Annotated in this window: 7 protein-coding genes, 9 tRNA genes, 6 other RNA genes and 1 pseudogene; 19 read left to right on the forward strand and 4 right to left on the reverse strand. The window is 42.7% G+C overall.

Annotated elements, in window-relative coordinates; genetic code table 11:
* Positions 1–35 precede the first annotated feature (35 nt).
* From ligA to B0X70_RS07030, 3 genes are all read left to right on the forward strand, one after another.
* On the forward strand, positions 36–2,054 hold the full coding sequence (ligA, locus tag B0X70_RS07020) for an NAD-dependent DNA ligase LigA (RefSeq protein WP_217471187.1): 2,019 nt from the start codon (positions 36–38) through the stop codon (positions 2,052–2,054).
* 362 nt (positions 2,055–2,416) lie between these two features.
* Positions 2,417–3,601, forward strand: coding sequence for a NupC/NupG family nucleoside CNT transporter (locus tag B0X70_RS07025; RefSeq protein WP_217471188.1), 1,185 nt, complete (start codon positions 2,417–2,419; stop codon positions 3,599–3,601).
* A gap of 83 nt (positions 3,602–3,684) precedes the next feature.
* Entirely contained in the window at positions 3,685–3,900 is a 216-nt protein-coding gene (locus B0X70_RS07030; protein WP_036812801.1) for a DUF3820 family protein, read from the forward strand.
* A 95-nt stretch (positions 3,901–3,995) separates the two neighbouring features.
* Here the strand turns inward: B0X70_RS07030 and B0X70_RS07035 are convergent.
* The 3 genes from B0X70_RS07035 to gltX all read right to left on the reverse strand — a co-directional run bounded on the left by B0X70_RS07035 (position 3,996) and on the right by gltX (position 5,873).
* A tRNA-Ala gene (locus B0X70_RS07035) sits at positions 3,996–4,071 on the reverse strand.
* Positions 4,072–4,128: 57 nt separating this feature from the next.
* A tRNA-Ala gene (locus B0X70_RS07040) sits at positions 4,129–4,204 on the reverse strand.
* 250 nt (positions 4,205–4,454) lie between these two features.
* On the reverse strand, positions 4,455–5,873 hold the full coding sequence (gene gltX, locus B0X70_RS07045) for a glutamate--tRNA ligase (RefSeq protein WP_214040078.1): 1,419 nt from the start codon (positions 5,871–5,873) through the stop codon (positions 4,455–4,457).
* A gap of 271 nt (positions 5,874–6,144) precedes the next feature.
* On the opposite strand from gltX, the gene B0X70_RS07050 reads away from it, so the two are divergent.
* The 13 genes from B0X70_RS07050 to B0X70_RS07110 all read left to right on the forward strand — a co-directional run bounded on the left by B0X70_RS07050 (position 6,145) and on the right by B0X70_RS07110 (position 8,068).
* Positions 6,145–6,220: transfer RNA gene (locus tag B0X70_RS07050), tRNA-Val, on the forward strand.
* A 30-nt stretch (positions 6,221–6,250) separates the two neighbouring features.
* Positions 6,251–6,326, forward strand: a tRNA-Val gene (locus B0X70_RS07055).
* 43 nt (positions 6,327–6,369) lie between these two features.
* A tRNA-Val gene (locus B0X70_RS07060) sits at positions 6,370–6,445 on the forward strand.
* A gap of 43 nt (positions 6,446–6,488) precedes the next feature.
* Positions 6,489–6,564 (forward strand) — tRNA-Lys (locus B0X70_RS07065).
* Between the two features lie 37 nt (positions 6,565–6,601).
* Positions 6,602–6,677 (forward strand) — tRNA-Lys (locus B0X70_RS07070).
* 150 nt (positions 6,678–6,827) lie between these two features.
* A tRNA-Lys gene (locus tag B0X70_RS07075) sits at positions 6,828–6,903 on the forward strand.
* 44 nt (positions 6,904–6,947) lie between these two features.
* A non-coding RNA gene (locus tag B0X70_RS07080) (RtT sRNA) lies at positions 6,948–7,080 on the forward strand.
* A gap of 44 nt (positions 7,081–7,124) precedes the next feature.
* A non-coding RNA gene (locus B0X70_RS07085) (RtT sRNA) lies at positions 7,125–7,257 on the forward strand.
* Positions 7,258–7,301: 44 nt separating this feature from the next.
* Positions 7,302–7,434: non-coding RNA, RtT sRNA (locus tag B0X70_RS07090), on the forward strand.
* Positions 7,435–7,478: 44 nt separating this feature from the next.
* Positions 7,479–7,611, forward strand: a non-coding RNA gene (locus tag B0X70_RS07095) — RtT sRNA.
* 44 nt (positions 7,612–7,655) lie between these two features.
* A non-coding RNA gene (locus B0X70_RS07100) (RtT sRNA) lies at positions 7,656–7,788 on the forward strand.
* A gap of 44 nt (positions 7,789–7,832) precedes the next feature.
* Positions 7,833–7,965: non-coding RNA, RtT sRNA (locus tag B0X70_RS07105), on the forward strand.
* A gap of 44 nt (positions 7,966–8,009) precedes the next feature.
* Positions 8,010–8,068, forward strand: a tRNA-Lys gene (locus B0X70_RS07110).
* 141 nt (positions 8,069–8,209) lie between these two features.
* Here B0X70_RS07110 and nadS read toward each other — a convergent pair.
* Positions 8,210–8,476: pseudogene (gene nadS / locus B0X70_RS07115) on the reverse strand (NadS family protein).
* Between the two features lie 289 nt (positions 8,477–8,765).
* On the opposite strand from nadS, the gene B0X70_RS07120 reads away from it, so the two are divergent.
* The 3 genes from B0X70_RS07120 (at position 8,766) to seqA (ending at position 11,836) form a co-directional block, all read left to right on the forward strand.
* Positions 8,766–9,119: a hypothetical protein gene (locus tag B0X70_RS07120; RefSeq protein ID WP_217471189.1), complete on the forward strand. Its 354-nt coding sequence runs from the start codon at positions 8,766–8,768 to the stop codon at positions 9,117–9,119.
* Positions 9,120–9,425: 306 nt separating this feature from the next.
* Positions 9,426–10,391 (forward strand): glucokinase, encoded by a 966-nt coding sequence (gene glk / locus B0X70_RS07125; RefSeq protein WP_217471190.1) that lies wholly within the window; start codon positions 9,426–9,428, stop codon positions 10,389–10,391.
* Between the two features lie 920 nt (positions 10,392–11,311).
* Entirely contained in the window at positions 11,312–11,836 is a 525-nt protein-coding gene (gene seqA / locus B0X70_RS07130; protein WP_036782502.1) for a replication initiation negative regulator SeqA, read from the forward strand.
* Positions 11,837–11,846 lie beyond the last annotated feature (10 nt).

The raw sequence follows: 11,846 nt of genomic DNA on the forward strand, positions 1-11,846 counted from the left end.
GCCAGCCGGGGGCTTTTTATCGCTGGTTATAAATCATGAAATCAACGGCTCAACAAATAGAAAAGCTCAGAACAACACTGCGTCATCATGAATATCTGTATCACGTCATGGATGCGCCAGAGATCCCTGATGCAGAATATGATCGGTTAATGCAGGAATTGAAGGATCTTGAAGAACAGTATCCTGAGTTGATTACATCAGATTCACCAACGCAGCGGGTTGGGGCTGCTCCTCTGACGGCTTTTGAACAAGTCCGCCATGAAATTCCGATGTTGTCACTGGATAACGTATTTGATGAAGAGAGTTATCTGGCGTTTGATAAGCGGGTGCGTGACCGTCTGAAAGAGACTCAGGATTTAGTGGTGTGCTGTGAGCTGAAACTGGATGGTTTGGCGGTCAGCCTGTTGTATGAACATGGTGAGTTGGTACGGGCTGCAACCCGCGGTGATGGTACAACCGGGGAAAATATTACATCAAATATACGGACTATCTGTGCAATTCCCCTGCGTCTATTCGGCGAAAATATTCCAGCGCGTATTGAGATTCGCGGTGAAGTTTTCATGCCGCAAAAAGGGTTTGAGAAACTGAATGAGGAGGCGCGTCGCACGGGGGCAAAAGTATTTGCTAACCCACGTAATGCGGCGGCTGGCTCGTTGCGTCAGCTCGATCCCCGTATTACGGCTAAACGCCCATTGGCTTTCTTCTGTTATGGTGTTGGCGTATTGGAGGGGGGAGAATTACCAGCTAGTCACTACGAGCGATTGATACAGTTTAAGAAATGGGGATTGCCGGTCAGCGATAAAGTTAAAGTGTGTACCGATAGTCAACAGGTTATTGATTTTTATCATGATATCGTAAACCAGCGTTCCGCATTGGGGTTTGATATCGATGGTGTCGTTGTCAAAGTTAATTCGCTGGAATTACAGGAAACATTAGGCTTTGTCGCTCGTGCGCCACGTTGGGCAACGGCGTTCAAGTTTCCCGCTCAAGAGCAAATGACGATTGTTCGTGATGTTGAGTTTCAGGTTGGTCGTACTGGCGCGATAACGCCGGTAGCACGTCTGGAGCCAGTATTGGTCTCTGGTGTGACTGTCAGTAATGCAACATTGCACAATGCGGATGAGATTGAACGTTTAGGTTTGCGGATTGGCGATACGGTTATTATCCGCCGTGCTGGAGATGTGATTCCACAAGTTGTCGGTGTTTTGGAAGAGAGAAGGCCGCAGGACAGTAATGAAGTTGTTTTCCCTGAACATTGCCCGGTATGTGGGGCAGACATTGAAAGGATTGAAGGGGAGGCTGTAGCGCGTTGTACGGGGGGATTGGTGTGTGGCGCTCAGCGTAAAGAGGCGCTTAGGCATTTTGTTTCCCGTCGGGCGATGGATGTTGACGGCATGGGAGAAAAGATTATCGATCAGCTGGTGGATAAAGAGTATGTCGAAACCCCGGCCGATCTTTTCAGGCTGACGGCAGGCAAGTTGACTGGGCTTGATCGCATGGGGCCGAAATCTGCCCAGAATGTGGTAGATGCGTTGGAAAAAGCGAAAGCAACCACCTTTGCCCGTTTCCTTTATGCGTTGGGTATCCGTGAAGTTGGGGAAGCGACCGCTGCTAATTTGGCTGCTCACTTTGGCGAACTGGATAAATTACGTTCCGCTGATGAGGAAGCATTGAAAGAGGTTCAAGATGTTGGCGAAGTGGTGGCAAAACATGTCGTTAACTTCTTCAATGAACCCCATAACCAAGCAGTTATTGACGATCTGATTGATAATATCGGTATCGACTGGGAACCGGTCGTTGTAACGAAAGCTGAGAAAATTGACAGCCCATTTTCGGGTAAAACAGTTGTGCTGACAGGTTCATTGCATCAGTTATCCAGGGATGAAGCCAAAGCTAAACTTGTTGCACTTGGGGCAAAAGTGACGGGCAGCGTTTCTAAGAAAACAGATTTGGTGATTGCGGGTGAAGCTGCCGGTTCAAAATTAGCTAAAGCTAATGAGTTGAATATTCCGGTTATTGATGAAGAAGAAATGATCCGTTTATTGGGTGAATAACTTTTTGTTTATATACTGATTATTGAGAGTTTTTCTCAATAATCAGTCATATGTTGTTAAGGTATTTTTAAAGCTTATCTTATTCGATTCAGCTAAAAATGTGATCAGACACATTAAGTAAAGATTTACAGTAAGAATTATTTCAGTCTAATGTGATATCTATACCCTATGGATTTTAAGATGCATCGCGACGGCAAGGGAGTGAATCCCCGGGAGCAATAGATAACTATGTGACCGGGGTGAGCGAGTGCAGCCAACAAAGAGGCGACTTGAAAGATAACGGGTATATTCTTATTTGATCGCCTTTTATTGCATAGAATGCGTTGATAAAAACTCGCTTTCTATCGTGTTTGGAGTGTGATATGTCTCAGATCCTGCATTTCTTCTTAGCTTTGATTGTCATTGGCGGCCTTGCTATTTTGACAAGTAATGACCGTAAAAGTATTCGTCCTCGTTATGTTATTCAATTGCTTGTTATTGAGCTTATTTTGGCTTGGTTTTTCCTGAATTCTGGTGTTGGTCAGGAATTTGTCATGGGATTTGCCGGGTTGTTTGAGCATTTACTGAAATATGCGGGTGAAGGAACTGAATTCATTTTTGGCGGCATGATGGATGCAAAACTAGCATTCTTCTTTCTGAATGTATTGTGTCCGATTATCTTTATTTCTGCGCTGATTGGTATTTTGCAGCATATCAAACTATTGCCAATTATCATCCGGGTTATTGGTACTCTGCTGTCTAAAGTCAACGGTATGGGTAAACTGGAATCATTTAACGCGGTCAGTTCTCTGATACTTGGGCAGTCTGAAAACTTTATTGCTTATAAAGACGTACTGGGAAAAATGTCTGAGCGTCGCATGTACACGATGGCTGCGACTGCAATGTCAACGGTTTCTATGTCGATCGTTGGGGCTTACATGCAAATTTTAGCGCCTAAATATGTTGTAGCGGCATTGGTGCTTAATATGTTCAGTACCTTTATCATCCTATCGCTGATTAATCCTTATGCTGTTGATAGTGAAGAGGATATTCAGATGAGCAATCTTCACGAAGGCCAAAGTTTTTTCGAAATGCTAGGTGAATATATTTTGGCGGGTTTTAAAGTGGCCCTCATTGTTGCTGCTATGTTGATTGGTTTCATTGCCCTGATTGCGGCTATTAATGCTTTGTTCAGCATGGTGTTTGAAAAGAGTTTTCAGGAGATGCTCGGCTACGTGTTTTATCCATTTGCTTGGGTAATTGGAATTCCCACAGATGAAGCATTACGGGTTGGTAGCGTCATGGCAACCAAATTGGTTGCTAACGAATTTGTGGCAATGCACAGCTTACAATCCGTTGCGACAGAACTTTCTCCTCGTTCACAGGGTATTTTGTCGGTATTCCTGGTTTCTTTTGCTAACTTCTCTTCCATTGGGATTGTGGCCGGTGCGATTAAAGGCTTGAATGAGAAACAGGGTAATGTCGTTTCCCGCTTTGGTTTGAAACTACTATTTGGTTCAACGCTTGTCAGTTTCTTGTCTGCGGCTATTGCCGGTTTAGTACTGTAAAAGATGATGTTTTATCGTGGAATATTGCATCATGAATGGTGCAGATTCCCTTTCACCTATTTCTCCTTATAGATGTGTAAATTATGGAAAAAGAGAACCTGATAGAAATTGCTAATACTGCAATGCCGTTTGGTAAATACAAAGGGCGTATGCTCATTGACTTACCGGAAGAGTATTTATTGTGGTTCGCTCGTAAGGGGGAATTTCCACAAGGTAAATTGGGTGCGCTGATGGAGATAACTTTAGCAATAAAACTAGAAGGACTGGATTCGTTGGTGAAACCATTGAAAAAAGGCTAGCCAAGGTTGGCGTTTGTTTTTTAATCGATGATGGTGGTTATGAATGGGAATAACCAAAAGGCCCTGAAAGCATGGCTTTCAGGGCCTGATAATTTTGGTGGAGCTAAGCGGGATCGAACCGCTGACCTCTTGCATGCCATGCAAGCGCTCTCCCAGCTGAGCTATAGCCCCACGAGCGTGGTATTTCCTAATTTTAGTACCAAATACCTTATCTCAATATAAAGGATTTGGTGGAGCTAAGCGGGATCGAACCGCTGACCTCTTGCATGCCATGCAAGCGCTCTCCCTGCTGAGCTATAGCCCCAATCAAAATTAATGGAACGGGGCGCATAATATGAAACCCTGCAAATACTGTCAACGGCTAACTTATCATTCTCACAACGAGCGTTGAAAAAGCCATCAATTTTATGATCAATTAACAAAACAGAGGTTGAGCAATGGATTGAAGTGAAATAGAAGGTGTTTGGGAAAGTGATAAAGAGGTAGCAATTAAATAGGATTTTTGGAAAACAGAAAGGCATCACCTGTAGTAAGTGATGCCTTTGATGCATTAATTAAGATTGAGTTTCGCGTTGAGCAATGAACTCCAGCGCTTGATTAATACGGGATAAAGTACGAGTTTGCCCGATAGCGTGAATAGTGACATCCACACCTGGGGATTGACCTGCACCGGTAGCCGCAACCCGCAATGGCATACCGATTTTACCCATACCGACTTCCAGCTCATCAGCGGTGGATTGAATGGCATGATGAACATTTTCTGGCGTCCAGTCAGTAATTGAAGTCAGCTTCGCACGGACAACTTCAAGAGGTTGACGGGCGACTGGGCGCAAATGTTTCTTCGCTGCATCGGCATCAAATTCAGCAAAATCTTCATAGAAGTAGCGGCAAGATTCGGCTATCTCTTTCAGAGTCTTGCAGCGTTCGCCCAGTAATTTAATCAGATCAACCAACTGTGGACCATTACGGGTATCAATACCTTGTTGCTCCATGTGCCATGCTAGATGAACGGCAACTTTCTCTGGAGGCAGGGTATTAATATAGTGATGGTTCAGCCATTGCAGTTTTTCTGTATTGAATGCGCTGGCGGATTTATTGATAGCATCCAGGCTGAACAACTCAGTCATTTCTTCAATGCTGAAAATTTCTTGATCACCATGCGACCAACCCAGACGAACCAGATAATTCAGCAGTGCTTCTGGCAGGTAGCCATCATCACGGTATTGCATCACGCTCACTGCGCCGTGACGTTTGGACAATTTTTTACCATCATCACCGAGGATCATAGAAACGTGCGCATATTCTGGTACGGGAGCGCCGAGTGCTTTCAGAATATTAATTTGACGAGGTGTATTATTAATATGGTCTTCACCGCGGATGACATGAGTGATCTCCATATCCCAGTCATCGATAACAACACAGAAATTATACGTTGGTGAGCCATCGGTACGACGGATAATCAGATCATCAAGCTCCTGATTGCTGAACTCAATGGGGCCGCGGATACGATCATTAAAAACAACAGAACCTTCCTGTGGATTGCGGAAACGGACAACATGGGGCTGATCTGGGTTATGTTGACATGAATTATCACGGCAACGGCCGTCATAACGTGGTTTCTCGCCATTTGCCATTTGAGTCTCACGCAATTCTTCCAGATGCTCTTTAGAACAATAGCAGCGATAAGCGCTTCCTTGCTCCAGCATTTGATCGATAGCCTGATTATAGCGATCAAAACGTTTCGTCTGATAATAAGGGCCTTCATCCCAATTCAGATTTAACCAGTTCATACCGTCCATAATGGCATTGATAGCTTCCTGAGTTGAGCGTTCAAGGTCAGTATCTTCGATACGCAATACAAATTCGCCTTTGTTATGGCGGCTATATAACCAGGAATAAAGTGCGGTACGAGCACCGCCAACATGGAGATAGCCGGTTGGGCTTGGTGCGAAACGGGTTTTGATTTTACTCATTGGGGATTGCCTTAATTACGTTTCACTTTTCAATGAACGTTATCGGTGATTTAAAGTAATAAAAGAGGGGGGCTATTTTATCACTGCACCTTAATTCCTCAATGCTGTTAACGGGGAGTTGTTGAGAAAAGTCAGTGTATTTGTCTAAACTGTACCCTATAGTGACGATAATTATCTCACCCTTGTTTAATTTTGAGACGAACGATATTTTTCTCTAGAAAAAGCGTTGACTCATTCTGAACTATCCCTATAATGCGACCCCATCACGACGGGGCGATTAGCTCAGTTGGTAGAGCATCTCCCTTACAAGGAGGGGGTCATCAGTTCGAATCTGGTATCGCCCACCATCTCGTTGTGATAAAAAAGATTTTATGATTGGGCGATTAGCTCAGTTGGTAGAGCATCTCCCTTACAAGGAGGGGGTCATCAGTTCGAATCTGGTATCGCCCACCAATCATAAATTCAGTGGTATAGAAGCAGCAATAGTTATTGAAGTGGGCGATTAGCTCAGTTGGTAGAGCATCTCCCTTACAAGGAGGGGGTCATCAGTTCGAATCTGGTATCGCCCACCACTTCATTAAGATTGTTTCAGGCGGTATCACATCTATTTGGTATGGGTCGTTAGCTCAGTCGGTAGAGCAGTTGACTTTTAATCAATTGGTCGCAGGTTCGAATCCTGCACGACCCACCATTCCAAAAGACGCAATTAGAGTAGTTTTCCTATAGATGGGTCGTTAGCTCAGTCGGTAGAGCAGTTGACTTTTAATCAATTGGTCGCAGGTTCGAATCCTGCACGACCCACCATCTCAAAAGACGCAATTAGAATATTTTTCCTACAGTCAGGTTGTTAGCTCAGTCGGTAGAGCAGTTGACTTTTAATCAATTGGTCGCAGGTTCGAATCCTGCACGACCCACCATTCCAAAAGACGCAATTAGAGTAGTTTTCCTATAGATGGGTCGTTAGCTCAGTCGGTAGAGCAGTTGACTTTTAATCAATTGGTCGCAGGTTCGAATCCTGCACGACCCACCATCTCAAAAGACGCAATTAGAATATTTTTCCTACAGTCAGGTTGTTAGCTCAGTCGGTAGAGCAGTTGACTTTTAATCAATTGGTCACAGGTTCGAGCCGAGCGAAGCGAGACAACAGCGCGTGAGCGCTGGCCCGAAGGGCGAGGCCGTAGGCCGAGTCATCCTGCACGACCCACCATCTCAAAAGACGCAATTAGAATATTTTTCCTACAGTCAGGTTGTTAGCTCAGTCGGTAGAGCAGTTGACTTTTAATCAATTGGTCACAGGTTCGAGCCGAGCGAAGCGAGACAACAGCGCGTGAGCGCTGGCCCGAAGGGCGAGGCCGTAGGCCGAGTCATCCTGCACGACCCACCATCTCAAAAGATTCAATCAGAATAGTTTTCCTACAGTCAGGTTGTTAGCTCAGTCGGTAGAGCAGTTGACTTTTAATCAATTGGTCACAGGTTCGAGCCGAGCGAAGCGAGACAACAGCGCGAGAGCGCTGGCCCGAAGGGCGAGGCCGTAGGCCGAGTCATCCTGCACGACCCACCATCTCAAAAGACGCAATTAGAATATTTTTCCTACAGTCAGGTTGTTAGCTCAGTCGGTAGAGCAGTTGACTTTTAATCAATTGGTCACAGGTTCGAGCCGAGCGAAGCGAGACAACAGCGCGAGAGCGCTGGCCCGAAGGGCGAGGCCGTAGGCCGAGTCATCCTGCACGACCCACCATCTCAAAAGACGCAATTAGAATATTTTTCCTACAGTCAGGTTGTTAGCTCAGTCGGTAGAGCAGTTGACTTTTAATCAATTGGTCACAGGTTCGAGCCGAGCGAAGCGAGACAACAGCGCGAGAGCGCTGGCCCGCAGGGCGAGGCCGTAGGCCGAGTCATCCTGCACGACCCACCATCTCAAAAGACGCAATTAGAATATTTTTCCTACAGTCAGGTTGTTAGTTCAGTCGGTAGAGCAGTTGACTTTTAATCAATTGGTCACAGGTTCGAGCCGAGCGAAGCGAGACAACAGCGCGTGAGCGCTGGCCCGCAGGGCGAGGCCGTAGGCCGAGTCATCCTGCACGACCCACCATCTCAAAAGATTCAATCAGAATAGTTTTCCTACAGTCAGGTTGTTAGTTCAGTCGGTAGAGCAGTTGACTTTTAATCAATTGGTCGCAGGTTCGAGCCGAGCGAAGCGAGACAACAGCGCGTGAGCGCTGGCCCGCAGTAAAAAAAGTCATGAGTAATGCGAACACTCAAACTATGGCCTCTTGGAAACAGGTAGAGCCAAGATGTGGTAAGTAACTTTAGTACTTGTACGGCACACCGGCTAATCAATGCGTCGCCAGGGCCCTATAGAAATTAGGGCTTTCTTGGATTGATAGCTAACACCTTTGTCGCTAGTCCTGTCGGATTTTGACGCTTGTATCAAGGCTAGTGCCTAAAGCCTCCGCCATCTCTGCCTGTGAAATGTTAAGTTGAGCACGGATGGCTTTAACGTCGGCAACTTCGTATCGGGTCACACATTCTGCGGCTTTATTACCTTGTTTAATTTCAACTGCTTCTTCTAGGGATGCTTTTAATTCGTCAAAAAAACTCATGTTACACCTCATCTTTTAGTAATTTTATTACCACGGCTAGATTCTCGTGTGCTGTATTTATGCTGTGAAATTGCAGAATAGTATCAATATTCTTAGCATGAGCTTCATCATTTTGTGTATATACAGATTAACCATGAGTTAAAAACGCCAAAGCACATGAAGCTCTTGATATCATCAAACATCAGATTGAAATTAGCAGGTAAAAACCCACCTGTTGAATAAGGTCAGCTTATGCACCTAACGAAGATGAATTGAGAATCTACAAAAAATATGGTCTAGGAACAGAGAAATGAGCAAACAAACTGATAAGCGAGCAAATAACCTGATAGCTTCCATTGATGAAGCATGGGAGAACAGTGAGCTTGGTTGTAGTGAAGCTCACGTTAAAGTATCTGATGATGTAACAGAAGATCTGATTAACGAAGCGCTGGAGTTACAGCCCATTTCAATCAGATTAAATCGGTCTCTGATTGAAGATTTGAAAATGATAGCTGACCTTAATGGCTTAGGCTACCAGCCATTAATCAGACAAGTTTTAAATCGTTTTGCCAATAGTGAGAAAAAACGGGTGCTCGCCGAGGCTCACAGCAAAGCAATGAGAAGTGAAAAAAGAAAATCCAATAAACGTCATAAGGCTGCTTAACCATATAGCCTTAACTGCATAGTATATAAATGTAAAAAACCAACTGGTGAGGTTGGTTTTTTTACATTGACCCTTAAATAGGGTGGTTTTTCTTCTATGCTATTCGTAAGGTTGGTAGCCTTGGTTTTAGCGCGTTACTCTCCAACTAACATAATCAATCTATCCCCTAAAGCACAAAATATCAACATGCGGGGTACTCATGCTAAATGGACGATATTATCAGATAGTTAAACGATCTATACCAATAATGCCAGATGGGATAAGCTTTACCTAATTGTTGTACTGGCAAATTATTAGGATATAAAAATGAATTTCTACGGATTTGTTGCTGATATCGGTGGTACTAATGCCAGATTAGCACTTTGCAATTTGGAAAATGGGGCGATTGAGCGGATCGAAACATATAGTGCAAAACAATACACAGGATTAGAGTCTATTATCAATCACTATTTGGCGGAGCAAAAAACAGTAGTGACTTATGCATGTATCGCTATTGCTTGCCCGATAAATGGTGACTGGGTAGAAATGACCAATCACCAATGGGCATTTTCGATTAGTGAGCTGAAACAGACGCTTGGGCTAGAAAAATTAGATGTGATCAATGACTTCACGGCTGTATCTATGGCTATTCCAATGCTGACAGAAGAACACAAGGTTCAATTAGGCGGAGGAGAAGCGGTTAAAGACAAACCGATAGCGGTTTACGGGGCGGGGACTGGCCTTGGCGTAGCTCATTTGATCAAAGTAGACAAGCAATGGGTAAGTTTGCCTGGTGAAGGTGGTCATGTAGATTTTGCAGCGAATAGTGAAGAACAAGATGCGATATTGGCCGTTTTACGGCGTAAATTTGGGCATGTTTCGGTAGAAAGAATCTTGTCCGGTAGTGGGTTGGTAAACCTTTATCAGGCGATTGCTATCTTGGATCATCGTCAGCCGGAAGATTTAGAACCAGAAACCGTGACGCAACGAGCATTGGATGAAAGTTGTCAATATTGCCATCGTGCCTTGACACTATTTTGTGAAATTATGGGGCGATTTGGCGGAAATTTGGCGTTAAATATGGGGACTTTTGGTGGTGTGTATATCGCCGGTGGTATAGTGCCGCGATTCCTTGAGTTCTTTAAGCAATCGAACTTTCTTCATGGATTTGAAGATAAAGGGCGTTTTAAAACATTAGTACAACAGATTCCTGTTTATTTGATTACTCATCCACAACCAGGATTATTAGGTTCAGGTACCTATTTACGACAACAACTTTCACTTATTGATTAAATTATAAAGGCAGATATATACATTTCAAAATTAATGATTGTATATATCTGACTGAAATTTTATAAAACATCACCATTTCAACTGTATATTAATGTTGAAAGCTATGGAAATCTATTTTATTTTCTAGTATTTATATGAAATCTTGGTTTAATAATATTGTTTTGAATTTATGGGAATAAATTTAAATAATAGATATTATGATTTATACAATTAATTGGGGGTTGTTGTATCTATAATTCACATTGAAAACAGGATATGGAATTTTAGTTTAAAATCTTAATGCTATAAAATGGAATAATAATAACATTGCCAATTTTTTCATATAATTTATATGGTTACGATTTATTTTGGCAAGTGGTAAATATTATATTTAAATAAAAGGTGTGTAATTTACTAAAATGCATTTCCTGTAAAGATTTAATAGCAATAAACAGACATCTCCATGAATTTAAACTGTTTTACCGTCTATAATCAATTTTCCCCTTCGCTGCTTAATCTCCCTTGATTAAATTTATTGTCGGCAATGTTGCAACCAGGTTTTATCATTATCTGGGTGTAATATCAGAATAAATCATTATGTGATTATCAACGATTAAATAGGTGGTATTAAAAGATTGATATGACACTTTACAATGAATAAATAGGTTTTGTGACATTCTTTACTATCATCATAAAAACTTTCTGCAATATAGCGATGATTTATTCCCCGGCTTGTGGGAAGTCTTTAACATGATAATGAGATTTATATTCACAATATTTATGTAACTGATTGATTTATTTTAAATGAAAAGTGGATATTTTATTATGCTGTTTTTCATGTTTAAATACTTTTAAGTTATTGAAATTTTAATTGTTTTGTTTTCTCTTTTTATACTTTATAATCTGTCAAAATTTTTTATTTAGAACAGTACTGGATAGAAATGAAAACGATAGAAGTTGATGAAGACCTTTACCGCTATATTGCCAGCCACACACAACATATTGGTGAAAGTGCATCTGATATTTTACGGCGAATGTTGAAATTTAACGCCGAACAGCCAGTACAAAATGCACAGCCTATCAGTGCCGTGGAGAAAGCGCCGGTAGCCCGCCAGCGTGATTCTGTCCGTGTGATGCGTGAATTGTTACTTTCAGATGACTATTCTGATAAGAAAAAATCTGTTGAGCGTTTTATGTTGATCTTATCTACATTATATAGCTTGAACAGTGAAAGTTTTTCCCAGACGACTGATGCTATGCATGGTCGTACCCGCGTTTATTTTGCTGGCGATCAACAGACATTACTCGCCAGTGGTAAACAAACTAAACCTCGTCACATTCCGGGCACACCTTTTTGGGTGATTACTAACACCAATACTGATCGTAAGCGTAATATGGTTGAGCAAATTATGCAGGATATGAAATTCTCAGCCAATTTTATCGACAAGGTATGTGGCACGATTTAACTGATTAAGG

The organism is Photorhabdus akhurstii, from assembly GCF_019090985.1.
Lineage (GTDB): Bacteria > Pseudomonadota > Gammaproteobacteria > Enterobacterales > Enterobacteriaceae > Photorhabdus > Photorhabdus akhurstii.